This is a genomic window from Ruegeria sp. HKCCA5491 (assembly GCF_013034565.1).
GTDB lineage: Bacteria > Pseudomonadota > Alphaproteobacteria > Rhodobacterales > Rhodobacteraceae > Ruegeria.
Map to the genome: position 1 here is coordinate 1 of NZ_WQGG01000003.1, position 26,363 is coordinate 26,363.

The 26,363-nt window shown below is 51.5% G+C and carries 16 protein-coding genes, 3 tRNA genes and 3 rRNA genes; 6 read left to right on the top strand and 16 right to left on the bottom strand.

The features are described from left to right. Positions 1-98: 98 nt before the first annotated feature. Positions 99-1,181, bottom strand: coding sequence for a glycosyltransferase family 2 protein (locus GOV88_RS05595; RefSeq protein ID WP_171239796.1), 1,083 nt, complete (start codon positions 1,179-1,181; stop codon positions 99-101). Between the two features lies 1 nt (position 1,182). Further along, positions 1,183-2,220: a glycosyltransferase family A protein gene (locus tag GOV88_RS05600; RefSeq protein ID WP_171239797.1), complete on the bottom strand. Its 1,038-nt coding sequence runs from the start codon at positions 2,218-2,220 to the stop codon at positions 1,183-1,185. A 608-nt stretch (positions 2,221-2,828) separates the two neighbouring features. Here GOV88_RS05600 and GOV88_RS05605 point away from each other — a divergent pair. Further along, positions 2,829-3,902, top strand: coding sequence for a polysaccharide biosynthesis protein (locus GOV88_RS05605; RefSeq protein ID WP_171239798.1), 1,074 nt, complete (start codon positions 2,829-2,831; stop codon positions 3,900-3,902). A 36-nt stretch (positions 3,903-3,938) separates the two neighbouring features. Beyond that, a complete protein-coding gene (locus GOV88_RS05610) occupies positions 3,939-5,090 on the top strand; it encodes an NAD-dependent epimerase/dehydratase family protein (protein ID WP_171239799.1) in 1,152 nt (383 codons plus the stop codon). 195 nt (positions 5,091-5,285) lie between these two features. On the opposite strand, the gene GOV88_RS05615 is transcribed toward GOV88_RS05610, so the two are convergent. The 12 genes from GOV88_RS05615 to GOV88_RS05670 all read right to left on the bottom strand — a co-directional run bounded on the left by GOV88_RS05615 (position 5,286) and on the right by GOV88_RS05670 (position 19,079). Beyond that, complete coding sequence (locus GOV88_RS05615) at positions 5,286-6,671, bottom strand: hypothetical protein (protein ID WP_171239800.1); 1,386 nt, start codon at positions 6,669-6,671, stop codon at positions 5,286-5,288. Positions 6,672-6,791: 120 nt separating this feature from the next. Continuing rightward, positions 6,792-9,098, bottom strand: a complete 2,307-nt coding sequence (locus GOV88_RS05620; RefSeq protein ID WP_171239801.1) for a glycosyltransferase family A protein — start codon at positions 9,096-9,098, stop codon at positions 6,792-6,794. 309 nt (positions 9,099-9,407) lie between these two features. Further along, positions 9,408-9,647, bottom strand: a complete 240-nt coding sequence (locus GOV88_RS20725; RefSeq protein ID WP_171239802.1) for an integrase core domain-containing protein — start codon at positions 9,645-9,647, stop codon at positions 9,408-9,410. Positions 9,648-9,745: 98 nt separating this feature from the next. Further along, on the bottom strand, positions 9,746-10,702 hold the full coding sequence (locus GOV88_RS05630) for a hypothetical protein (protein ID WP_171239803.1): 957 nt from the start codon (positions 10,700-10,702) through the stop codon (positions 9,746-9,748). Positions 10,703-10,953: 251 nt separating this feature from the next. After that, positions 10,954-11,844, bottom strand: a complete 891-nt coding sequence (locus GOV88_RS05635; RefSeq protein WP_171239804.1) for an FkbM family methyltransferase — start codon at positions 11,842-11,844, stop codon at positions 10,954-10,956. Positions 11,845-11,988: 144 nt separating this feature from the next. Next, entirely contained in the window at positions 11,989-12,648 is a 660-nt protein-coding gene (locus tag GOV88_RS05640; RefSeq protein WP_254449176.1) for a sulfotransferase family 2 domain-containing protein, read from the bottom strand. A gap of 828 nt (positions 12,649-13,476) precedes the next feature. After that, a tRNA-Met gene (locus GOV88_RS05645) sits at positions 13,477-13,553 on the bottom strand. An 88-nt stretch (positions 13,554-13,641) separates the two neighbouring features. Beyond that, a 5S ribosomal RNA gene (gene rrf / locus GOV88_RS05650) occupies positions 13,642-13,756 on the bottom strand. 201 nt (positions 13,757-13,957) lie between these two features. Then, a 23S ribosomal RNA gene (locus GOV88_RS05655) occupies positions 13,958-16,784 on the bottom strand. A 504-nt stretch (positions 16,785-17,288) separates the two neighbouring features. Further along, positions 17,289-17,365 (bottom strand) — tRNA-Ile (locus GOV88_RS05660). A gap of 26 nt (positions 17,366-17,391) precedes the next feature. Further along, positions 17,392-17,467 (bottom strand) — tRNA-Ala (locus GOV88_RS05665). A 151-nt stretch (positions 17,468-17,618) separates the two neighbouring features. Further along, positions 17,619-19,079 (bottom strand): 16S ribosomal RNA (locus GOV88_RS05670). The 16S, 23S and 5S rRNA genes sit together here with 3 tRNA genes alongside, the layout of an rRNA operon. Positions 19,080-19,972: 893 nt before the next feature. Here GOV88_RS05670 and GOV88_RS05675 point away from each other — a divergent pair. The 4 genes from GOV88_RS05675 (at position 19,973) to GOV88_RS05690 (ending at position 23,896) form a co-directional block, all read left to right on the top strand. Continuing rightward, positions 19,973-20,728, top strand: coding sequence for an allophanate hydrolase subunit 1 (locus GOV88_RS05675; protein ID WP_171122372.1), 756 nt, complete (start codon positions 19,973-19,975; stop codon positions 20,726-20,728). Beyond that, the gene (locus GOV88_RS05680) at positions 20,725-21,723 is read left to right on the top strand and encodes a biotin-dependent carboxyltransferase family protein (RefSeq protein WP_171239806.1); all 999 of its coding nucleotides are present in this window, start codon (positions 20,725-20,727) and stop codon (positions 21,721-21,723) included. Before GOV88_RS05675 ends, GOV88_RS05680 begins: the two co-directional genes overlap by 4 nt. A gap of 12 nt (positions 21,724-21,735) precedes the next feature. Next, entirely contained in the window at positions 21,736-22,497 is a 762-nt protein-coding gene (locus GOV88_RS05685) for a LamB/YcsF family protein (RefSeq protein ID WP_171239807.1), read from the top strand. 151 nt (positions 22,498-22,648) lie between these two features. Continuing rightward, positions 22,649-23,896: a hypothetical protein gene (locus tag GOV88_RS05690; RefSeq protein WP_171239808.1), complete on the top strand. Its 1,248-nt coding sequence runs from the start codon at positions 22,649-22,651 to the stop codon at positions 23,894-23,896. 60 nt (positions 23,897-23,956) lie between these two features. Here GOV88_RS05690 and GOV88_RS05695 read toward each other — a convergent pair whose 3' ends face one another. Next, positions 23,957-25,339 carry a D-alanyl-D-alanine carboxypeptidase family protein gene (locus GOV88_RS05695; protein ID WP_171124692.1) on the bottom strand — a complete coding sequence of 461 codons (1,383 nt, stop codon included), beginning with the start codon at positions 25,337-25,339 and terminating at the stop codon, positions 23,957-23,959. A 280-nt stretch (positions 25,340-25,619) separates the two neighbouring features. Beyond that, positions 25,620-26,321 (bottom strand): HAD family hydrolase, encoded by a 702-nt coding sequence (locus GOV88_RS05700; RefSeq protein WP_171239809.1) that lies wholly within the window; start codon positions 26,319-26,321, stop codon positions 25,620-25,622. Positions 26,322-26,363 lie beyond the last annotated feature (42 nt).

The following is a 26,363-nucleotide window of genomic DNA, read 5'->3' on the forward strand; positions in this document are numbered from 1 at the left end:
AAACCCTCTCTTATCAAATCGACCTAAAATGTCCCATTGGCGCTGACGTCAGACAGTCTCCAGACACACTGCCGACCGGACGCCTATGGATCCCAACTCTATAGCGATCCTCGCACCACCCGAGCTGAAACAAACCTTAAAACCCCTATCAACCCAAATTTCTTAAACAAACGACGCTTTATTGATCTGTTTGACTTACGCTGAATTAGAAAAAGAGAGTTAGTGTAGGCGGAATAGTCACCAGCCTGAATGGATTGAAAAATATATAACCGTTTGGCGCTGTTATTTCTGCATGATTCAAAAGAAGCGCCTTGAAAGGCGGCACGCTGGCAAACCTCATGAAATGCTGAAAATAATCCCTTTTTTTCTTCCTCGGACAGTTGAGCCTCAATAATTTGCGAATGTCGAACTAACCAAGATTGAAAATAGCCAAGAGCCTTCTTGTCGTTTTTCTTTTTCAATTCCTCAACAATGGCAAGCGAGTGCGGAAGAAAAGAAGTGTATCTATTTCCCGATTCTGCTGTCGTCTGCCCATATCGATTAACGCGGTGAAGGTACCCGGTTTGTGGCACCAAAACGGCTGATTTTGCATTGGTACACACATTCCAATGGAACGGATAATCTTCATTGAAGTGATCTACCTCGGGGAATTTCAAACCTTTTTTTCTTAGAAAATCTGATTTGTAGATTTTCCGCCAAGGTTCTGGAGACAAAGCTAGCGCTTTTCTCGGGTCAATTGTTCGTTCCCGCCCTTTGTACGCAGACCAAACGTCGAAATCGTAGGCAGGGTTCTTCTCAAGCGTTTCCGCATCTATACTCTCATATGAGGAGATTGAAAAATCGGCGTCCGATTGCTTCAATGCAGAAAGCTGTTTTGAAAAGTACCCACGCTGGACCCAATCATCACTGTCCAGAAAGGCCACAAAATCCTTCTTCGCTCTTTGCAAACCAATATTCGAAGGAATTCCAGCGCCACCAGGAGTATTAACCGAAAGTTTTATCAAAGTGATTTTGTCATTTTGCTGCGATAACTTTTCGACTACTGCCGCGGTGCTGTCAGTAGAAGCATCGTCCACCACAATGATTTCATAATCTTCGACACCTTCGTTGACAACACTACGGATCGCAAGCTCGATCCATTTTTCGGTATTAAATGACGGAATAATTACGGACAGAGACATCTTACCGAACCAAAATCTCTTCTGCGAGCAGCGCGCTTGTCATTGCATTTCCATGAGAAAGGCCCAAGTGATCTACAAATGTCTTTTCGAGTTCGCACGTTTGAGAAAGTTTCAATATATTGAATTTTGATTTGTAGAACGACAGACAGGACCTAAAACGGTTCCTGAGATACGTTTTCTCAAAAACCGCCCCTCCCCTGTCGTTTTGGACGATAACCTGCACTGCGAAAACCAGAAAATTTAAGATATCACTGTAACGAACCTCTTCCTGGCGAAATGCAACATCATGGAATGAGGAAACGATGTCAAAGTCCACATCCAATCCCAGGATGCTTGAAATGTTTAGCTTAATTTCCTTATCCACTTTTATCTGACCTGCCCGCTTATCGTTGTGACTGACACCGGCCTCATTGTAGTTATAAGTAAGCAGGTCCTGATCTACTCCAATAGCTGGTCTATTGCTTTCGATTACGAGCTTTGAGAAAAAATCATAGTCTGCACACGGCACCATACTAGGCGCAAATTCAATCTTCGTCTGGGCAAGGCAGCTTGTTCTGACTACAGCCGTGGGGGTCGGAATCGGGTTGTGGAACAAGCAGTCAACTTTTACTTTGCTCGGCTCCTCTGACACCCGCCAACGACCTCCTGTTAACGCAACTCTGCAAGACGCACCGCAAATGTCCAGGGACGGATCTCTGTCCAGGATATCAATTTGGGTGCTAAGCCTGTCTTTGCGACAAACATCATCAGCGTCCATAAAAGCGATGTAGTCGTACCCTTGCTCGATTGCATTCCTGTTCATCCGGTTTCTGGTTTCAGCAGGGCCCTTGTTTCTATCGTTTTTGAAGGGGCGAACTCTTGGGTCTTCAAAAGAAGATGCAATCTCGAAACTTTCGTCCGTAGATCCGTCGTCACAAAGGAATAGATCAAAGTCCTCGTAAGTTTGCGCGAGAATGGATTGGACACTGTTTTTGAGCCACGGCTCGGCATTAAAGACAGGCATGCACACAGCCACCCGACGCTTCCGCTCACTTGCCATATCTTTAGCTCCTGCCACTCATATAAGGCCTTATTTTTCTAACACAAATGATCGGGATTGCTGTCAATCAGCAATCAGACTATTTCGCTGACAATCTGCATTCGGCCCTCCTTCAATATTGTTTAACTGGTTGGTGCGCAATGGCCTGTCAGCCAACTCGAAGCTGCAAAGCGAGAAGAAAAAGTTGCTAGAAACACCTGCCGTTAGTTTTGAACAGGACAGCCGGGACTATATTGGGTTGAGTTACGGCACAGGTATCATCGTGCAATCACTCACACTTATCGTAATACACCTTGCGTTCAACTTGCGAAGGGCCCAAGCTGGCAAGCTGCGAGGGGCACCGCTGACAAACAAAGTAAGATAATTTACCGCTCTGTAGCGTCAAGAGCCTTACCTAAAACAGGGACTTCCCTCCGTCAGTGATACCCTAAGCTTGCCCGGCTTTTCAAACATTGACAATGTGTCACGAGCGTTGGATTAAAAGTACGTCCTAACGGACGTTGAAAAGAAACATACACACTGAGCATCAGGACCTCCAAATACACGCTTCAACAGGCAAGCTAAACAGAAAAATTCAGCCACTGGCGTGGGAGAGCAGAGAAACAAATATGGATATTGTCGAATACTTCCGAGGGAAGCGCATAGTCATTACAGGAGGCGTTGGGTCCGTAGGGCGAGAAATCTTTGCCTGCCTAATTGAACTTGAACCCGAGCTGATCCGCGTAATCGACAACAACGAAAGCGCGTTGTTTGAAATGGAAATCGAATACCGAGGCAATAAGGGTGTCGAGTTCTACCATTGCGACATCACCGACGAACGAGAAATGAGTCGCACGTTCTCTGACATGGACCTGTGCTTTCATTGCGCCGCCCTCAAGCATGTTCCGTCCTGCGAACGAAGCCCGTTCTCGGCGATCAACGTGAATATCCAGGGTTCGGAAGTTGTGGGTCGGGTCGCCATTGCCCAGGGATTGGAGAAAGTGATTTTCACGTCCTCGGATAAAGCCGTAAATCCGACCAACGTGATGGGTACATCCAAGCTGATGGGAGAGCGCCTGTTCACTGCCATGAACTTCCTTCGTTCCAAAAAGACGAAAACGGTCTTTGCCTGCACAAGGTTTGGCAATGTTTTGGGTTCACGTGGTTCGGTTGTTCCGCTGTTTGCTCAACAAATTGAAAATGGTAGGCCTGTTACAATCACTGATGAGCGAATGACTCGTTTCGTGATGACAATGAGAGAAGCCGCAGATCTGGTGATCGAAAGCATGATGTTGGCGCGAGGCGGAGAGATCTTCATTACGAAAATGCCCGTGTTGAAGATTGTTGATCTGGCGCGGGTAATGATCGCTCGGCTCGCCCCTCTCGCCAACGTGTCGCCATCTAGTGTGGAAACTAAAATAACAGGGTCTCGACCTGGAGAGAAACTTTGGGAAGAACTTTCTACAGATGAGGAAAGCAATCGGCTCCTTGAGAGTGAGAAATTTCTTATCGTGCTTCCATCCGGACATACTTCTGAGCAGCGCCAAGAGTACAAGTATGATTGGATCACAACACAGCCAAGTACTATCATCTATCATTCGGATCGGTCTGAACTAATGTCGGATTCTGAAATTGATGACATGTTGCTGCGCGAAGGTGTTCTTCCGAACAGGTTGAGAAACCGAGCGCTCGAAAACCTCTAACACATTTCAACTCAACTATTTCGGGAGGATCCTTCCATGCGTGTTCTTGTTCTTGGCGGTGACGGCTACATTGGTTGGCCAACAGCGATGAAGCTATCGGCGGCAGGTCACGAGGTGATGGCCGTAGACAATTACCTGCGTCGTCGCCTCATGATGGAAATTAACACTCCGGCCTTGTTTGATGTGCCAAATCTGCAAGAGCGGGCAAGGCTGTGGAGCGAGAAATCTGGCAAGAACGTTTCAGTCCGCATCGGCGATCTGGACAACTGGGATTTTATCTCATCAGTTTTCGAAGAGTTTCGCCCGGATTCTATTATCCATTACGCAGAACAGCCTTCTGCTCCGTACTCGATGCTGGATCGCGCTGCGGCGCGCCTAACGCTTGATAACAATCTTGGCGCGACCTTCAACGTAATTCACGCAATGAACGAGTATACTCCGAATGCCCACTTGGTAAAGCTGGGGACCATGGGCGAATACGGCACGCCGAACATAGACATCGAGGAAGGGTGGATCGAAATCGAGCATAAAGGGCGCAAGGGAACCTTCCTGTTCCCGCGTGCTGCTGGCTCTTTTTACCACACGACCAAGGTGCTCGATACAGACATGCTATGGTTCTACGTGCGGGTATGGGACCTAAGGGTAACTGACCTCATGCAAGGCCCTGTCTACGGTGTTGCTACCGAAGAAAATGATAATGATGATGCTCTTTATTCCTTCCTGAACTATGATGAGGTCTTTGGCACTGTTCTGAACCGCTTCATGGTTCAAGCGGTGGCTGGGTATCCTTTGACAGTTTATGGGGCCGGAGGCCAAACGCGCGGCTATTTGCACCTCAAAGATGCACTTCAATGTGTACAGCTGGCTGTGGAAAATCCGGCTGATAAAGGCGAGTTGCGGGTCTTTAACCAGTTCGTGGAAACTTTTTCAGTTAACGATCTTGCATCACGCGTACGGGCGTCTGGGAAACGCTTGGGGTTGGATGTGGAAATTCGCAACCTGGAAAACCCTCGCAAGGAAATGGAGGATCATTATTACAATCCTGCGCATACAGGGCTGCTTGATCTGGGCCTCAAGCCCAACATCCTGACAGACGACGTCATGGACGAGATGATGCAACTTACTGCGCGTTACAAAGATCGGATTGTAGAGGAGCAAATCTTTCGGGGCGTTAAATGGAAGAAGTAGATTGGCTGGATGGCGATCGTGTGTAGCTGATCAGCTTTGTTGGAGCCAAGTAGCAAAAGCCGGACCGCGTGATTGCGAACTATCTCACCACAATAATAGAATTGGATAGCGACGAAGGTTGGGAGTGCCGCGCTCCCAAACCCCTACAAAACCGGCTAAGTCACGTCGATGACGGACGCTACTTGGAAGTTTTGGCTAAGTGACGTTCTTAGAATTGTTACGTCGCGCTTCTCTTTTTAAAGCAAAGAAAACTATTAACGGAATGCTTATCGGCGCTGTCAGAATAACGTAGGGAATTGCAAGAATGACAGAAACTTTCTTATACTTTGAGATCTTTTTCAGTTTTTGATCGTTCTGCTGGCGAAGGATTTTAATGTCTTCTTTAAGTTTGTTTTGACCTTTTTCTTTCCTCAAACGATGCTTAGCTTCACGGTCTTCCAAGTCTTGTATCTTGATATAAAAGCGTCGTTCTATTTTTTCCTCAAGCGAATCCCGTTCCAGGGTAAGATTGTCTATCGCCTTTGCGAGTGAATCTCGTTCCAAAGTAAGCTCGTCCATTGCCTTTGCGAGTGAATCTCGTTTCAAAGTAAGTTCGTCAATTGCCTCTTGGTTTACAAGTTGTTGCGTGCTTACTTCCCGAACACGGTGTTCAAGAATTTCTAGGTTTTCATTCATTTCCGGTGTTTCCTTTTCAGAAGTTTTTGCCATGCAAGTAAGCAAGCCCAGACGCATTTCCTGCTCAACGTCTAGGGAATTCATAGGAACGTCAGGGTTTAGTCGGAAAATTTCGTCTGCTAGGCAAGTCATCACTCTGAAAAACTCTGGCGAATTCCGATCCACAAGGTCGGCCAATCTGCATCTTTTCTTAAGGGTAAGTGCATCCACCGCCTCTTCCACCTCTGACAACGCGGTCAAGTCAGCAGACCGGCTATGATCTAGGGAAGGGGTGAAAGCGTCCTCGGCTTCGCTTCGGCAAGAAGTTTTGTTCTGACCAATAAGATCCGCGAGAAGGTCGATCTGCCCTTTGGCGTCAACTGCCCACGCCTCGTAGGGGATTAGAATAGTGTGATCTGGTGCATCACGCAAAATATAGTAAACGCGTTGAAGATAGCTTTTCCGAGCCTGATGCTTTGAGAAATTGTAGCTTCGCATGAGTGATTCCAGCGTTTTGGCCGCACCTCTGGTCGCCCACACATAGTGTGACGTGACCCGTGCTTCGGTCGCCGCCAGATCACACATTGGCAGATACTCCGACATGACTGGAATTTTGGCCAAAAATCCCATGCACTCGGAGGTTGCAGACCTTTGCAGCAGATAGTCTCTGAGTTCACATCGAGCGTGCTGCGTAGCGGGGTGCTGTTCCCAATTTTTTGGGCGAAAGCCTTTCTTGTGACCAAGGGCGGTCTTTAAGTCATTTATTTGATCGCGTAACTGGATTGATTCACCAGTCCCGCGCAAGTTGTTCGCGCTAGCTGGTACTGGATCTTCCGGCATTTTTACCCCCAGCTCCGAGAGGGCCTGGGTTGTTAGAGAAGTACCGCTCCGACCGGTGCCAATAACAAAAACCACTTGTGATGACATACTCGCCTCCCAGGGCGCTACAATTCAAAGACGCGCCACCGCAAATGGACGACCAATCTAGCAACATATTCTGTGAACGTAACCGTTTGAAAGACCGAAAAGGGGTTAGAAACCATGTTATCAAGCCTTTTCTTCAAGACGGTCGAACAAGTTGCCGCCGCAGAGAACTTCAACTTGCAGGTCTTTCGCCATCCAAGTGTGCTTTTTAACGTCGGCGTCCCGATAGACGACCATTGAAGTGGAGTCTCCTGAAAATACCCGAACGCCGGCTTTAATCAGCCCACCGATCCATTCTGAGTCGTTGGAGTTTCTGTATTTCATAGAAAAACGGGAAGAGACCCGTGCCTTGTCTGCTGAAAGTGTTGCTCCAGACACGTGTCCGCGCATCGACTGCAGGCGAAAGCAACGGTCAAAAACGATACTACGGGCAAACGTTTGACCTTCTCCGTCGAAGTAGAAATACGCTGATTGTCGTCCAACGACTTCGGACTGAGTCGAGCGAAAATAGGCTACCGTCTCTTCAATGTAGGTTGCACTGTAGAAATCGTCATCGTCCATTTTTACCCAATAGCGACCGGAAGAATATTCTATTCCCCGGTTGAGGCACTCTCCGATATTTGCAGCTTCGGGCATGGCAAAGAGTTGCTCATTTTCATTCATCTCGGGCAAGTCTTCTGGGATACTCGTCGAGTTAAAAATCAGAATAAGCTCTTTGTTCGGCCAAGTTTGTTTCCGAAATGTTTCCAAACACTGTTTCAGAAGATGTGGTCGTTTGGTCACCAGAATAGAACTGACGAGCGGAGTGTCGAAACCTTCCGGGAACGGATCCTGGCCGAGCAGCGCCCCGCGTTCCTCGCTGTTCCATACGTGATTTCGTACTATGTCCCGCATCAACCCTCGCCAACGCCGCTCACGTTCCCACTCGCAACTGTAACGCCCCAGCAGTTCCATGAAATCGAGCGGTCCAAAGATCTTGTCGAGGCTGGTCAGTAGCGCGGAGTCAGACCTCGGTTCGCCGAACAGAACCGGAATCGCACCAGATGCGATCGCGTCGATGGCAAGAGATTCAAGCATCGAGTCTGCCCGTACACTTTCGGCTGGCAGGAGTACGACACCGGACGCTTGGAGCATCTGGCGCTGCATTGCCCGATTGTGCTCTCCAACAACCTTCAGGTAGCGCCCCCCAAGTCGCGTGTCCAGCGCGCCGCGGGTAAAGCCATAGTGGAACTCAGCGAGAGCTGTCTCGCCGGGCAGAGGTGCTGCGATCAGGTCGGCGAAGTCCGATTTTTGAAATGCATCCGAAGCAGCCGGGCAGAGAATACGTCCGGGATCACGCCGGTACAAACTCGCCAACGTACACGCAGCTGGTTCGGTGGCGCGGCGAACCCTAACGAAAGGCGCGCCCAGAGCCTCCCAGTCTTCATTTGATCCAGATTCCACAACTACTTTGTCGACGGCAGATGCGCATTCGGTCCAAACGCCCGCCGCTTCAGGATAGGTTGTAACCCAAAGGTGTACAGGAACATCAGCTGCTTTTGCCGCCGCCAGAAACGCCGCGCCTCGTTCAGGCAAAGCGCCGTCCAAACTTGAAAACGCTAAGGCCCAATCAGTTTCATCGTTGCCCGGTTCGCTACTTGATGAGGTTTCCACAATAATTAAATCTAGGTTAAGGTACGTCAGTTGTTCGACGTAGCTCGCTTCTCGCAGCCAGAAGACCTTAGACACTCCAAAAAGACGCTCATAGCCTCTTCCTGATCCAATGAACCCAATTCTACTAAGATTTGTAACCTCACTGCGAAGGTGTTTCATCCGTAGTTCAAAATCACTCTGTTCGCTGGTCTCACTAAATCGCAGGAAAAAATCCTTCCAAGCTTCATTGGGCATATACTTTGACTTTAGGGCACTGATCTGGGCCTGAGGTGAATTTACGATCAGGGCAGCCGTATCTCTTTCCAAGAGAAAATTAGTCTTCAATTGCCCGAGCCTCTCCGGGAATCTCTCTTGTGCGAATTCGAGCGCGCGGTCGGCATCATTTGATGACCAAAGCACCCCTGAGGCAGATAAATGGGAGCGTCTCAGTACAATCTCTTTAGCCAGCGGATGTAATTCCATACGCACGGCGTCAGAGGGTGCCAAAATGATACGTGTCGCAAGTGCGGCCGTGTAGACATCGTCACCAAAGTCGCCTGCGGGCAGCGTTTCAATTTGAAGTGGATCACCACCCAACTGGCCAGATTGTTTGCAAGTTGCGTCGTGACCAACTCGACAACCAAACCGGTCAAAAAACCTAAGTTCAACAGCCGATGTAGTAAGCTTGCCTTCGTTTTCGCCATCCGTTCTTTGCACAGCTAGTTTGATTTCGTAAATCTGCCCTGGAACGACATCAAAAACAGCAACGTATTCGAGCGGTGCTTGGTCTATGTTCATCGGAATTCTTTCGTTAATTTCCGCGAGGGACGCGGCAAGGCCTCACTAAGTCGGTACATCCTATTTGTTTTGCCCTGGAGATTAAAGCGGACTGTCTTTGCCCTCACTGGTTGGTCGGAGTTACTCTTCACGTGCTGGTAAGCTCAGCTGCTCCTACGTAAATCAAGTGACTCGTGGTACCGAGCACACAGGTGTTTCTCGTTGACGACTTGGTTGTGAGTCAGGTGGCCACCAATGGAAGCTGTAGATGCCGTGTCGGAAAAGCCAGAGTTTCGCGTGCGTCCGCGTTCTGCGTCACACCGCTCTTGTCTAGCCCCTATGTTCTGAGCCATTTCGGACTAGTGTTTCGGGGACTGGTGGGCGCATGTTGAGGGCCTGATGGGGTCGGGTGTGGTTGTATTGCCTGAGCCAGCAATTGATCACGATCTTCGCCTGCTTGGTCGTTGTGAACCATTCGGAATTGAGAACCTCACGGCGGAGTGTTCCATTGAACCCCTCGTTGTATCCGTTCTCCCAGGGAGAGCCCGGGTAGATCAGGATCAGGTTCACACCGACCTTCTCGAGCCAAATTTGGGTTGCCAGTGAACAGAACTCTGGGCCGTTATCGCTTCGAACGAAATGCAGAATTTAGTCTGACACTATCTAGATTAGTCTGCAAACTCAGAAGTAACGACTTTTGGCTCGGGGTGATTAAAACAGAAGCTTTTTAACGCTTCTTGCTTCTCAGGATGGCGTAGGAGCTTTTGCAGAGTGGTAACCATTTCCGCTCTGTTGTGAGCGGCGTAATCAAGATAGCTTTCATCCAGCCATGGCTTATCGTTGCCAAAATGATAGGTCAAGTTGACGTTTTGTAACATGAGCATTCTTTTTGATGTTGTCACCATGTTGTAAAGGAGAGGGCGCGCAACGCCACCTATTCCCAGACACGAATTGCTTTTTTGGTAGGATTGATAGTGAGACTTTCGAAAAATAAAACAGTCAAAACCTCCGTGGAGCTTACCAATTTCTGCGGCAACGAGCGCTTGCGGGGCAGAAGTTTGATTATCGCATAGCGTCATTCGGTTTACTGTAACGGCGTCAAAACCGGCGAGGATTAGCTGTCGTATGGCACCATAAAAGTGCTCTTTTAAACAGATGTCAGCGTTTGTGTAGATAACATAGTCATTTGCACCAGCGTATTCTGAGCCTCGGTCCAAGATGTCAAACAATAAAGGAAAGGTTCGTTCGATTTCAAACTTTCCGAAGTCTCTAATGTCTCTTTCCAGAAATGCGCTCTGAACAAAGCCATTCGGTAATATATCTACATCTTCGGGAGAACCAACTTGCACCAATTTGGTCTCTCCAAAACCTGATTTACTACTTTCGGCGGCTACGAGCATACTTTTTGCCGTCGCTTCCTGCGTGAAGTCCAAATTACCGTTGACGGAAAAAAAGTTAACAACATGAACCAATCTAACGGGCTTGTTGGGCACTTCCGGCTCGCCAAAAAATTCGTACAGTTCGCCCAATTGTTGGTTGCGACGTTGGCATAATACGTTTTTTGACAACCATTGAGGGGCGGCGGGTTTTTGGTGTGGCGAGGGTTTGGTAGGTGTGGCGGTCAAATCAAATCCCTTTTGTCAAACTTGAAGAATGGGAACCTTGCGTAACACTATGTATTCTGACCGAACATTCCAGAAATTTTCCCGCCCAGAAAAGTGTTTGAACATACCCGTTTTAAGGACCATTGGAAGATTTCCTGTTGGCGAAGAAAGGTTTTTTTGGCGCATTCATGCAGCCGAAGACATTGCAAGACCTAGAGCGACGTCCGTTGATGCCCAAGCTAATACTCAAAAGTTTAATTTAACTTAGAAGTTTAACGTTTCTTTGGGGGGACAAACGAAAACACTGCCCTAGGGTTCCAGTTAATTTCGGACCAATATTTTTTGTGTACATAGATAACGTCGTTCCGCAGGTGTTTTGCCTGACGATACCCAAATTCATCAAGAAGAATACAAAGCTCTGGTGTTGGACGTTCAATCGCAAGACACCGAATTCGGTACTTTTCTAAGTCCAGCCCCTGTATAGCCATCAGTTCGGCGCCTTCAATATCAAGCGAGAGAAAATCGATCTCCGTAGGAGCATTGTAGGCATCTAACTCGTCACTCAAAGTCGTTGTTTCTACGTGAATAATCTCGGCGTTTTCAAGCTCTTTGCCGCGAACAGATGGATTATTGTCAGTCTCCTTTGAGACAATCCCTCCAAGCATACCGTTGTCGATCCGAAATTGCACAAGTTCGCCGGATCGTCGTGATACAGCCTTTTTTACAATCGGAGATCGTCGCTCTTTCTCAATTGTCGGCCAGTAGTTTGGATTGGGTTCAAATAACAACCCCTTCCATCCTAGCCACAATTCCAGAAAATACGTGTTGTTTATGTGGACACCATCTGCACAAGCAAGATCTACAAAATACCGATTTCTAGGGAGCCCGTTGTTTTCGTAGTCAAAAACATAATTCACGAGAAAATCCACTTGCGCCTTCTGATCGCCGAAAGTCAACCTGCGATTAACTTCCAAGACTTCCCCTAACTTCTCCATTCTGGACTTGGTGGGCTGTTTTTGGACCATACTATTAACGGGTGATTTCCGATTTTTGGCGTGATCCGGAGATGCTGCAGGGGTAGTCATTGCCTCCCGAACCTGGCAGCTCTTAGCCTGCACAGTCTTTTCAAATAGAAGTTCCTTAATTTTTTTTCGTATTCCCATCTTAACTTCTTTTCTATGTAGTCAAATTTTTGACTTACCGAGGCAAAACTTTGATGCGTGACCAAGAGAACTACGAAATGAGAGCGGGTATACTTGCATCTTTTAGTGTTCAGACGCGGTTTCGAAACCATAATCAAAACGTCTTCAGTCAACCTGGTATAGCTCCTCCACCAATTCTCGTTCTTTTGTGCCATAGTATTTTGAATAGTGTTCAGTTACTGATGCGTTTGCATTGAGGTGCAGTGCTTGTGACCGTTTTTCTATCAAACCAAATTCTAGTGCGACACTTTGAACTTTTGCGAAGTCGCTGGAAAAATTCTCTAGCCGTCCGAGAAAGTCCAACCTCTTGGGTACATAAAGAGATTGGGGTTGCCAATGGTGGTTTTTATGCTGGCCGCAGAACTTTAGGAACGAAAAAAAGTCGGCCGTTTCGTCGCCGCCCATGGATCGCAGTTGCCTTTTGCGGCCCGGTACATTGGTGAACATTTTCCAGTTGGATAGAGCCCTCGCAAACGGATTTCGAACGAAAGAGAACCTGAATGTGCGAGTCAAAGCTAAGACAGGGGGTTTTCTCAGGCTCATGCTTTCATCAGGGCCAAAAAACGCGCGTCTAATGGAACTTGACGCACACTTAGGCACATCGAAATAAACTAGCGGTGGGTTAACGTACCTAAAGGTATAGTTCCCTTTACCGCCTGCGCTTGGGCAGCCGCAAGTTGGGCATTCGCAGTTGATCTTCCAAGAAGTTATGAGGTTATGAAGCACCCTATTTGCTTTCTGACATGTAGCGAATATTTCAACCATATTGATGATCGGCGGTTAGAGCGCAAACTGCCATAATATTTTTGACATTTTTCAGTGCTCTCTTCTTTGAGTTCCGATACTAATGCGTCGATTATTCCCATTGCACCTGCAATCATAATTGCGGCTCCATCGGACTCCTATGAGGGTTTGACATCCTCGCCCGTACCCGGTCCGTATATTCGCCCCCGCGATATTGTGCCTCCATACGTTACGATTTCGATACGTGGTTGGCCCGATTTGACTGGTCCCGTTTGATTGTTAGTGCCTGAGTGCTCTCTGGTCTATCGGGAGAATGGTTTTTGGCGGGAGAAGAACTCTTATTATTGACCGAGCACTTTCAAAATGACGAATGACGACGGCGCTCGAGTTTCGGATGTTTTTCCCATTATAACCTTGCGGTTTCCTGATTCTCCAGAAATCGACGAAATTTTGTTCGTTTCTACTTTTAAAAAGGTTTTTGCACCGACTTAAGGTTACTTAGAAATGGCAAACAGGCTGCGCCGTACTCACCTTTGTAAGTGCGCCGACCTTTGGCTGACGTGCCTAAACTTGCCCCGTTGCTTCCACAGTGCTTCCAGTTGTGCGGTGGTCCTATACGCAGAAGGCGCCTCTTGTGGCGCTAAGTGCTTGATATCCGGCTAAGAGTTTTGGTTGCGGGGAGAGGCTTTTCACCTTTGGCCCGGCGCGTTGCGCGTTCGTCGGGTGATCGATCTGCTGGATGGATCACTCTTCCTCCTCACCCTTTAGGTTATGAGGCTGGCCCGGTTTGATTGTTACGCAAACAGTCCGGTGGACTGTTTGTAGATCGAACGGTCTGGTTTGGAATATTGGTTGCGGGAGCAGGATTTGAACCTGCGACCTTCAGGTTATGAGCCTGACGAGCTACCGGGCTGCTCCATCCCGCGACACTTTGGTTTGGTCTACCGCCTATTGGGCTATTTGAGACCGGGTAGTGTTCTGGTGATCGTTTAGAGAGAATTGGGCTTTTACTAGGTTTGGCGGTGACCTACTCTCCCGGGGCTTAAGCCCAAGTACCATTGGCGCGGCAGTGCTTAACTTCCGGGTTCGGGATGGGACCGGGTGTTTCACTTGCGCTATGACCACCAAACCGAGGAAAAGCCCATGTCGACTTTCTTGCTGTGCAAGAAAGCGACAGGTGGCAGGCAGCGTCTTTTGCTTGCAAAAGGCGCGTTGCCACTCGGTTGTGTTTTCAATCAACACCGTCGCTCTTTTTGCTTTTGCAAAAAAGCGACGAAGTTATCCATGTTCAAGGTGTGTATGCTTTGGTCTTGTCTTTCCATTACTGGATCAAATCAAGCCTATCGGGCGATTAGTACCGGTCAACTGAACGCATTACTGCGCTTACATCTCCGGCCTATTGACGTGGTGGTCTTCCACGGCCCTCAGGGAGACCTTGTTTTGAGGGGGGCTTCCCGCTTAGATGCCTTCAGCGGTTATCCTGTCCGATCATAGCTACCCAGCACTGCCGTTGGCACGACAACTGGTCCACCAGTGGATCGTTCACCCCGGTCCTCTCGTACTAGGGGCAACTCCTCTCAAGTCTCCTACACCCACGGCAGATAGGGACCGAACTGTCTCACGACGTTCTAAACCCAGCTCACGTACCTCTTTAAACGGCGAACAGCCGTACCCTTGGGACCTGCTCCAGCCCCAGGATGAGATGAGCCGACATCGAGGTGCCAAACACTGCCGTCGATATGGACTCTTGGGCAGTATCAGCCTGTTATCCCCGGCGTACCTTTTATCCGTTGAGCGATGGCCCTTCCACTCGGGACCACCGGATCACTATGGCCGTCTTTCGACTCTGCTCGACTTGTCAGTCTCGCAGTCAGGCTGGCTTCTGCCATTGCACTCAACGAGCGATTTCCGACCGCTCTGAGCCAACCTTCGCGCGCCTCCGTTACGCTTTAGGAGGCGACCGCCCCAGTCAAACTACCCGCCACGCAGGGTCCCGGATCCGGATAACGGACCGCGGTTAGACATCAAGAGTGCGAAGGGTGGTATCTCAAGGGAGGCTCCACAAGAACTTGCGTTCCTGCTTCAAAGCCTACCACCTATCCTGCACATCACAATCCTGATGCCAGTGCGAAGCTGTAGTAAAGGTGCACGGGGTCTTTCCGTCTAACCGCGGGAAGCCTGCATCTTGACAGGCAATTCAATTTCGCTGAGTCGATGTTGGAGACAGCGGGGAAGTCGTTACGCCATTCGTGCAGGTCGGAACTTACCCGACAAGGAATTTCGCTACCTTAGGACCGTTATAGTTACGGCCGCCGTTTACCTGGGCTTCAATTCAAGGCTCTCACCTCTCCTTTTAACCTTCAGGCACCGGGCAGGCGTCAGACCCTATACGTCGTCTTGCGACTTCGCAGAGCCCTGTGTTTTTAATAAACAGTCGCCACCCCCTGGTTTGTGCCCCCAGCCCCTAGTTGCCTAGGAACCGGGCCTCCTTCTCGCGAACTTACGGAGGTATTTTGCCGAGTTCCTTCAACATCGTTCTCTCAAGCGCCTTGGTATGCTCTACCAGTCCACCTGTGTCGGTTTAGGGTACGGTCTGATGGAGGGCTATTTCCAGGAACTGCTCAGCAGCCCAACCAATCCGATAAGGCTGAACTACATCCGCAATCCGTCACATCCTCCTGGCCTAGGAATATTAACCTAGTTCCCATCGCCTACGCCTTTCGGCCTCGGCTTAGGGGCCGGCTTACCCTGCTCAGATTAGCTTTAAGCAGGAACCCTTGGACTTTCGGCGAGAGTGTCTCTCACACTCTTTGTCGCTACTCATGTCATCATTCTCACTAGTGATCTCTCCACCGGATCCCTCACAGGCCGGCTTCATCGAAAGATCCTCGCCTCCAATATCCCCGAAGGGATCAAGGAGGCATGGATCTATGTCACACTACGCTCTGCTACCGATGCTTACGCATCCCTAGACTTCGGCTCATGGCTTGAGCCCCGTTACATCTTCGCCGCAGGACAACTTATTTAGACCAGTGAGCTGTTACGCTATCTTTAAAGGATGGCTGCTTCTAAGCCAACCTCCTGGTTGTTTTGGTCGTCCCACCTGCTTTCCCACTTAGCCATGAATTGGGGGCCTTAGTCGTAGGTCAGGGTTGTTTCCCTCTCCACTACGGACGTTAGCATCCGCAGTGTGTCTGCCATCTAGTACTCCCGGGTATTCGGAGTTTGGTTAGGATCAGTAAGCCTGTGGGGCCCCATTACCCATCCAGTGCTCTACCCCCCGGGGTATTCGGATGACGCTCTACCTAAATAGATTTCGCAGAGAACCAGCTATCTCCGAGTTTGATTGGCCTTTCACCCCTAGGCACAGCTCATCCCGATCCTTTTCAACGGATGTGGGTTCGGTCCTCCAGTAAGTGTTACCTTACCTTCAACCTGGCCATGCCTAGATCACTCGGTTTCGGGTCTGATCCCACGAACTCATGCGCCCTATTAAGACTCGCTTTCGCTACGCCTACACCTAACGGCTTAAGCTTGCTCGTGAGACCAAGTCGATGACCCATTATACAAAAGGTACGCCGTCAGCTCGCAAGGAGCCTCCGACTGATTGTAGGCGTTCGGTTTCAGGTACTGTTTCACTCCCCTCGTCGGGGTGCTTTTCACCTTTCCCTCACGGTACTGGTTCGCTATCGGTCAGCAAGGAGTACTTAGCCTTCGAAGGTGGTCCTCCGATCTTCAGACAGAATTTCACGTGTTCCGCCCTACTTAATACGTCCATCAAAGCTTCCTATACGGGGCTGTCACCCGCTATGGCCACGCTTCCCAACGTGTTCTAGTCACTCATCTGGCTCGGCTGGTCCCCGTTCGCTCGCCGCTACTAGGGGAGTATCAATTGATTTCCTTTCCTCCGGGTACTTAGATGTTTCAGTTCCCCGGGTTTGCTCTTAAAACCCTATGTATTCAGGTCTTAAGTACTTGGTTAAGCAACATATTGATTAGCAAAACTAACAATATGAAGCTTTCAAGTGGGTTGCCCCATTCAGAAATCCATGGATCAAAGCTTATTCTCAGCTCCCCATGGCTTATCGCAGAGTATCACGTCTTTCATCGCCTCTTGCTGCCAAGGCATTCACCAAACGCCCTTCTCGCGCTTGATTTGATCCAGAAAGAGAAAGACACGACCTTATTTGTCCTACCGCCTATTCGGCTACTTGAGGACATGAACTCTTCCGGCCTTCGGCCTTCACAGTTCGGGGGGTCGGATCGATCACGATCATCCAGCTGGTAACTAAAGATGATCTTTCTTCTGAACCAAAAGCATACTTTCCCGCCTTCCATCCTGGAACCCGCGCTGCCGATGTCGGTCGGCCCCACGCAGAGGATAGAAGACAATGCATGATCGTCAGATCATGCGGGTTAGTGTACTTGACTTGGACAACTCTGTTCGTTTCAGCCGCGATAGTCGTGGACAGGCGAGGAAACACCCGTGTCACAACCCACCCCTCCGAAGAGGAGAACGACTGAGATCTACGCCACACTCGGCGCGATCAAACAGTGTTGATTGATTTCTCTCTATACGATGTCAATGCTTCCGAAGAAGCGACGTCCGATTGGACGGCTAAACACTCAAAACAGTGCTTAACGGTCAAATCGAAGGAAAGTGGTGGGTCGAGGAGGACTTGAACCTCCGACCTCACGCTTATCAGGCGTGCGCTCTAACCACCTGAGCTACCGACCCACTTTATACGGGGCCGACTGCAGAAGTGGTGGAGCCTAGGAGGATCGAACTCCTGACCTCCTGAATGCAAATCAGGCGCTCTCCCAGCTGAGCTAAGGCCCCTTGCCGGACCTCACGCCTATTCGCAAGATCCTGATTTTCTGAAGAGATATGAGGACGGCTCGGTCCATGAGTTTGATCAACTTTGTTTGTTGATCTTCTGCTAAGTGTTCCACGTTGAAGGCAAGCCTATCAAATCTAGGAACATCCTTAGAAAGGAGGTGATCCAGCCGCAGGTTCCCCTACGGCTACCTTGTTACGACTTCACCCCAGTCGCTGATCCTACCGTGGTCCGCTGCCCCCAAAAAGGTTAGCGCACGGCCGTCGGGTAGAACCAACTCCCATGGTGTGACGGGCGGTGTGTACAAGGCCCGGGAACGTATTCACCGCGTCATGCTGTTACGCGATTACTAGCGATTCCGACTTCATGGGGTCGAGTTGCAGACCCCAATCCGAACTGAGACAGTTTTTTGGGATTAACCCATTGTCACTGCCATTGTAGCACGTGTGTAGCCCAACCCGTAAGGGCCATGAGGACTTGACGTCATCCACACCTTCCTCCCGCTTATCACGGGCAGTTTCCCTAGAGTGCCCAGCCGAACTGCTGGCAACTAAGGATGTGGGTTGCGCTCGTTGCCGGACTTAACCGAACATCTCACGACACGAGCTGACGACAGCCATGCAGCACCTGTCACCGAGTCACCGAAGTGAAAGATCCATCTCTGGACCGGTCCCGGGATGTCAAGGGTTGGTAAGGTTCTGCGCGTTGCTTCGAATTAAACCACATGCTCCACCGCTTGTGCGGGCCCCCGTCAATTCCTTTGAGTTTTAATCTTGCGACCGTACTCCCCAGGCGGAATGCTTAATCCGTTAGGTGTGTCACCGAATAGCATGCTACCCGACGACTGGCATTCATCGTTTACGGTGTGGACTACCAGGGTATCTAATCCTGTTTGCTCCCCACACTTTCGCACCTCAGCGTCAGTATCGAGCCAGTGAGCCGCCTTCGCCACTGGTGTTCCTCCGAATATCTACGAATTTCACCTCTACACTCGGAATTCCACTCACCTCTCTCGAACTCTAGACCGATAGTTTTGGAGGCAGTTCCGGGGTTGAGCCCCGGGATTTCACCCCCAACTTTCCGATCCGCCTACGTGCGCTTTACGCCCAGTAATTCCGAACAACGCTAACCCCCTCCGTATTACCGCGGCTGCTGGCACGGAGTTAGCCGGGGTTTCTTTACCTGCTACCGTCATTATCTTCACAGGCGAAAGAGCTTTACGACCCTAAGGCCTTCATCACTCACGCGGCATGGCTGGATCAGGGTTGCCCCCATTGTCCAAGATTCCCCACTGCTGCCTCCCGTAGGAGTCTGGGCCGTGTCTCAGTCCCAGTGTTGCTGATCATCCTCTAAAACCAGCTATAGATCGTAGGCTTGGTAGGCCATTACCCCACCAACTACCTAATCTAACGCGGGCTAATCCAAATCCGATAAATCTTTCCCCCGAAGGGCGTATAAGGTATTACTCACCGTTTCCAGTGGCTATTCCTTAGATCTGGGCATATTCCCACGCGTTACTAACCCGTCCGCCGCTCGCCCGAAGGCGCGCTCGACTTGCATGTGTTAGGCCTGCCGCCAGCGTTCGTTCTGAGCCAGGATCAAACTCTCAAGTTGAAAGCACATTGCTGCGCTATCCTTGACGTTCGAACCTCTGCACATCTTTGATTGCGATACCGCCTATTCGGCTACTTGAGCGCGATTAGGCAATCCCCCTACCCGGCTAGGCAGGGTGCAACCAAAAGTCATCTGTTTGTGTGCTTCTGGTTTCATCAGAAACCGAAAGCCGTACAAACAGTGAAGCTGACACTGGTCATCGGGATCATTAAGTGTGCTACCGCCTATTCGGCTACTTGAGCACTAACCCCTACCAGCGCGATATACAGACATTCAATCCGTCGAAAACGAACCAAACCGCCCACATATCTCTTCAGTTATCCATCAATGTCAAAGAACATAACACCAAGAGCCAAAAACCAGACCGTTGCGCCAATCCCTCAGCGCGCCCGCCTAACTCAATCCCTCAAGATGCCCACCGTCTCTCCGATGCGTCTCAACTGTCTCTCCAGCCCGTCCGACCGTCTCTCCGATCCGTCAGCACCGCCTCAGCAGCGCCGGTGAAGGGGGTTCTAAGGTTTACCCCACAAAGCCGCAAGTGGAAAATTGCATATAGCGCGTTTTTTTTGCAATTCAGTTTTTTATATTTCAATAACAATAACTTACATTACATCCATCTAGATGACTTCACACCTATTTACGATTATTGAATGAAGTACCAAGCAATCGCCACACCGCAGCACCCAAGTTCACCCTATATATAGTGAGATTTACTACTCCACCCACAACGCTGAAACGAGTCGGCCTTCCTGTTTTGAATCACGCCAGACCCAGAATCAGAGGTTCGACACTCAGCTTTGAGTAAAATGCCCGGCAACAATGGCCAGAGGCTTGCGCAATCCAACTGAATGCGGTCAGGTCGACCGAAAAGGAACGCCTTAGATTTTCACGTCATGATATCGTCAGACTCATACCCCTTTCCAAGAATTCAACCCGTCGGCTTTGACGGTCTGCTTGTTTCATTTGCGGATACCATGGCGGAGTCATCAAACCGTGCGGCGCTGGCCTTTAGAAATGCTTTGGACCTGGCCCAATGGCACGGCGTTATTGAAACGTCCGCTTCGCTAGCCTCGGCCTATGTCCGCTTTGATCCCGACCAACTCCCTCACGCGGAAATCCGATCCCGTGTTTCCGAGTTACTTGGGCAGCAAAACTGGTTTGACGCCCCGATGCCCTCGGGCCGCAAATATTGGCGCGTCCCCACTGTCTATGGAGGGGACCTCGCGCCGCAACTGAACGAAGCGGCTGCCGCAACCGGGCTGACGCCGGATGAAGCAGTTCGACGGCTCAGCGACTCGCGCGTGCGTGTTTTGACGATCGGATTTGCGCCCGGGCAACCTTACCTTGGGCCTCTGGGGCCCGAGTTCAATATACCACGTCTGCAAGAGCTGACCCCTATGGTGCCCGAAGGGGCGTTAGTTCTGGCCATCTCACAGTTTGTGCTGTTCTCGGGGCCGACGCCAACCGGCTGGCGGCATGTTGGGCAAACCGCGTTTCGCTGCTTTCGGCCCGAGACCCCAAACAGTTTTGCCCTGACGCCCGGTGATGAGATGCAGTTCTATTCTGTTACTCAGGAGGACCTGGAAAATATTCGCGCGAACGACTTTGATGGTTCAGGCGGTGCGACGTATCAGGAAATCGGGTCGTGAGCCTTTCCGTTCTGCGCATAGGGCCTGCTTGTACAGTGCAGGATCTGGGGCGTACCGGTTACTTGGATCAGGGTCTGTCCCGCTCGGGGGCTGCAGACATACTGGCCTTGCACGAAGGGGCCGCCTTGCTGGGCCAAGCGCCTGCATTGGCGGCTTTGGAAATGGCAGGCTTGGGCGGTGAATTCGAAGCGACCGAACGCACACGCATTGCGCTGACCGGCGCGCCGATGCAGGCGAGCGTCGACGGAAACCCAGTCATTTGGAATGCGTCGCATGAATTAGATGCGGGACAGCGATTGACCATCGGCGCGGCAATATGTGGGACCTATGGGTACTTGCATATCGGCGGCGGAATTGACGGCGACATGTTCCTTGGCTCTCGGTCTGCCCACCTAACGGCCAAGATCGGGCGGACTGTACAAGCTGGTGACCGCTTGTCTGCCGGGGCCGGTTCAGGCGCTGTCGGGTTGAAACTGCAGCCAGACGACCGATTTTCAGGCGGGGTACTGCGGGTCGTCGCCAGCTTTCAAACCCCTTTGTTTGACCAAGATACTCTGGACCGGTTTGCCAATACGCAGTTCCAACGCGGTGGCCGGGCCAACCGAATGGGAATGCAGCTTGAAAGCGCCGGAGAAGGATTTACCGCCAAGGGGCAGCTCAACATCCTGTCCGAGGTCATAACACCCGGCGACATCCAGATGACTGGCACCGGAAATCCGTTCATCCTGCTGCCGGAGTGCCAGACCACCGGAGGGTATCCGCGCATTGCAACCGTCCTTCCGTGCGATCTGCCGCGCGCGGCGCAAACGCCCGCTGGCGGACAGCTGAGGTTCCAGTTCGTCACCATGGATGAAGCCGTCGCCCTGCACGCGGCTTTCCAAGGCGATCTGTCGCGCCTGCCCACTCAGGTTGAACCTCTGATCCGCGACCCACATGACATCCCTGACCTGTTGTCTTACCAATTGGTCGGCGGAATGATCTCTGCCACAGACTAAGGAGTTTTGCCGATGCCCAGCGTTGATCTGAATGCAGATATGGGAGAGAGCTTTGGCCCATGGAACATGGGTGATGATGCAAGCCTGCTCAAAATCATCACCTCGGCCAACATCGCTTGCGGCTTTCACGCCGGTGATCCGGACGTAATGGCGCAGACGATGATACAGGCGGCAGAAAACAATGTTGGTATTGGCGCGCATCCGGGGTTTCCCGACCTTCAGGGATTTGGTCGCCGCAACATGAAAATCCCACATGACAGCCTGCGCAATCTGGTCCGGTATCAGCTGGGCGCAGCCATAGGGGTTGCCAAGGCCGTTGGCACTAAGGTCCGGCACCTCAAGCTGCACGGTGCACTGGCCAATATGTGTTCGGTTGACATCGACATGGCGCGGGCTTGCTATCAGGGTGCCCTGGATGTGGACCCGGACGTTATCATCATGGTTTTGGCCGTGACCAAACAGGAAGACGCCGTGCGCGAACTGAATTGCAAATGGGTCGGAGAGATTTTTGCAGACCGCGCCTATAACGACGACGGAACTCTGGTCGACCGCGGCAAACCCGGCGCGGTCATCCATGACCCCGAACTGGCCGGTCCGCGCATAGTGAATATGGTTCAGGAAGGGGCCATCATTACCGAATCCGGCAAACGACTGCAAACGTCGATCGACACCATCTGTCTGCACGGTGACGGGCCAACTGCTGTGCAGATTGCCCGCTCGGTTCGGGAAAACCTGATTGCGGGCGGCGTTGACGTGACAAAATTTATCCGTTGATCAGGTTGGCGCAACTCGGCCACCCCATGTCGTGACTGTTGCCCGGTACGGCCCCAGGCCCTAGCATGTGCGTAACTGTATGATCTGAGTACCACAAATTCCGGGAACGATCCGCGCCGATCGAGCGGCGCAACGGCAAGGAGCGCGCTTAATGTCTTTTGATTTGATGTCTTACGAACCCCGCGGCGACAAGAAGAACTCGGACTTCTTCAACGAATATCTGCCTATGATTTACGAGCGCCGCTCAAGCTCGGGTATCGCAGATCAGGTCGGGTCGATGCGGGCCATTGTACTTCAGGTGGAACCGGATGCGCTGTTCGACACGCTGGTCGAACTCTACGTGATGACCCCCTATCGCCACACGGCCAGTTATCTTGGGCGAACGCACAAGTTTTCGGTTCTGCATTCTCATGCAGATTACCCCGCGCTAGTCGTCATGGCTCCTCTCAGCCCGACATTCGAGGACTTCATTCCCCGTATCAACCGCATGTACCCGTTGGCCCGCAGCACGCCCCAGACCCGGTATGTCGGAGAGGTATTCGCGGCCTCCGACCTGAAGACGCTGACCAAAACGCTGGAAGATCAAAACATAAGATTTGAATATAGTGGCGATACCGAGAACCCGTTTTACACGCTGGACGGTTTCCGTTTCACGACGCCATCGGATTTCACCTGCAATCGGGTCGGCTATTCCACGCTGGATTTCAACGACACGGACAGCCTTGGCCTGGGGGACCGTGTCTTGCTCAGCGACGCGGAACAAACCCGCCTGGATCAGGCAGCCGGTTTTGGGTCAGACAGCAAGATTGCACCTCTGATGTTGGGGATCGACCACCTTGCCACGCGGGTATTGGCCGGAGAGCGTGAGGATGCGATCCTCGAGTTTCTCACGATGGTGCCCTACTATTTCTGGGGTGCGTACAACATCTTTGACATGAATTCGTCCACCAATGTGAACCGCAATCCGAATGTCGACGATGACAAGAAATCGCCTGCCAAGGTATTCACGGCGAACAACACGCCCTCATTCGTGAATTCCTTTGCCAAGTTACCGATGCCCACCGAAGACTTCGTGCGCAACTTTGGCCGCCGCCTGCACCATATGGCCGTCGAGATACAGGATGGAGACCACGGCGCTGGTGAAAAGAACGTCGATTTCGTCGTGAACACCCTCAAAGACAAGGGTGTGCCTTTCCTGGCGCATGTAGTTGGCGAATGCAAAGACGACCCAAACCTGAAACAGATTTTCTCAAAACACTCCAAGCACACTCTGCTGATCACCGAGTATATTGAGCGCTGCCATCACTATGACGGCTTCTTCACCAAGGATAACGTCGCCGCGCTGACTGCCGCCGCCGGTCAGGATGAACAATATCAGCACGGCCACGTCTTCGACTAAGAAAAAGGGCTGCGAGTGTTTTCGCAGCCCATGTTCAGTCTGAAGATTGCATGTCGGGTCTTATGACGGCCCAATCATGAAACACGTCACGTTCCGTGCCTGAAGCCTGCGACAGGCCAAATCAGCCTGTTCGCGGGTCATGCCCTGAAACGTCGCATCAAAGCCGCGCGCGCTTTGGTTCACTTTGCGCAGCGTTCCTTCCAGAGTGGTCATTTCCGAAAGGGCTGTTTTCAACAGCACCTTTTCGGCCTCATATCGTGTTGTGTAGCGCCCGACATTCACACCCCAGAGGTGCCCACCCGAGGTGGACAAGCGCGTGACGATCTCCTGCTCGGGCTCGGGCTGTTCGATCGGGCCTGTGGAAGCAAGGACAAGATCTTCGGGACGGGCCGCCGGGCGGGTCGTATCCTCGGACGGGGTTTGTATATCTGCGGCGGCAATGGCTGCCGCAATCCCGTTCTGAATGCGCGTGCCGTTCTTCGCCGCGGTCGCCGCGACCGTACCGGCCACCTGAACGGCGGCCCCCGGTCCGGGGCGCAGTACCGGTCGTAAACTGGTGGTCGGCGCGCCGACCAACCGCGCCACTTGTACATTCAGACCCGCATTTCCTGCATATACAGGACGCGACGGTTTGCGAATGGGTGCGCGCGACGGTGCGCGGCGGAAACCCATGTCCAGCAGTTCTGCCACTTTGGCATTTCGCGACGCGCCGGATTTACCGCCGAATACCGTGGCAATGATCCGTTCGTCTTTGCGTTTGGCCGAGGCGACAAGGTTAAAGCCTGCTGCCCGCGTGTATCCGGTCTTGATCCCATCTGCTCCCCGATAAGCGGCCAGTAACCGACGGTTCGTGTTCGGCACCGTCTTGATCCCGGCATGGGTTGATTGACGCGAAAACAGGTTATAATACTGCGGGTAATCATACAGCAGATGCCGGCCCAGCGTGGTCATGTCCCGCGCGGTCGACAGGTGACCCGATTCCGTCAATCCATGAGCGTTCTTGAATGTCGTGCGGCTCATGCCCATGGCTTTGGCAGTCCGGGTCATGCGGCGGGCAAATGCTGCCTCGGACCCGCTGATGGCGATGCCGATTGCCGTGGCCGCGTCATTGGCCGATTTAACGGCAGCGGCGCGGATCAGATACCGGAACGCGATCGTCTGACCCGTGCGAAGACCCAGTTTCGAGGGGGGTTCGGACGACGCTTTCTTGGTGATGCGAACTGGGGTGTCCAGCTCGATCTCACCGTTTCGCACGGCCTCAAACGCGATATAGAGCGTCATCATCTTGGTCAGCGATGCGGGGTGAAGCCGGGTGTCGGCGTTGCGCGAATGAAGCACCTCACCGGTGCGCGCGTCGATCACCATGGCCGCATAGGGCGCCGCCAATGACTGGAGTGGTGCAAAAGCAAGCAACCACACGAATGCTATAAGAATAAAGCCCATCCGGGCCGGAACTGTCCGCCGAACCTGCACGATCTTTGCCTCTGTCTACCTCGCGCTGCCGGGTTTTCCCGGTCAGCAAATCAATTATTTTATTATTCTTCAGGCTAACACAGAGACCCCATGAAATAAACCGTAAGCTGACAAATTCGTCGCTTTGTCGGCCACGATAGAAACACCATATGTTGCCCCACCTGGGCCCCAAACCACTAAATCCGGGACACCCAAGAATACAGCCCTTGTAATCGCTCTGTTTTTCCCGAACTGAGACCTATCGGCAACATCATCCAAGTGCCTGAACAAACCCTGTCAGCTCTCCCAGGTGTTGCAACTCTTTGAAGCGCGGATTGCCCAATGGTGTTTCTGCCTTTTCGATCTCCCAGACCAGTCCATGCGGAACATATACACCCCAACACCCTGCCTGAATCGGGGCGACCACGTCGGATCGCATCGAGTTCCCTACCATCATCGCCCGCTTGGGCCCCTCGCAATATCTGTGGAAAATCTCTCGGTAGGTCTCCGGGGTTTTCTCCGAGACAATCTCGACTTCATCGAACAGCTCACCCAAGCCTGACTGGGCAAGCTTGCGTTCCTGATCGATCAGATCACCCTTGGTGATCAACACGACCTTATGTGTCGCGGCCACGCCCTCGATCGCTTCGCGTGCATGGGGAAGCAACTCAATCGGATGGGCCATCATGTCCTGCCCTGCTTCGATCAACTGCCGAATGACTGACGCGGGAACGCGGTCTTCGGTTACTTCGATGGCGGTTTCGATCATCGACAGGGTGAAGCCCTTGATTCCGTATCCATAGTGTCGAATGTTGCGCTTTTCAGCTTCCAGCAAACGCTCCAGCAGGTGGTCGCGCTCGGCATGATCGGCAAGCAATTCCGCAAAATGGCTCTGCGTCAGTTGGAAGAACCGCTCATTGTGCCACAATGTATCATCCGCATCGAACCCGATTGTGGTCAGCTTATTTTCCATTGCAAATGCGTCCTGCTGGCTCTTTTCTCTGACCCCTTAGAC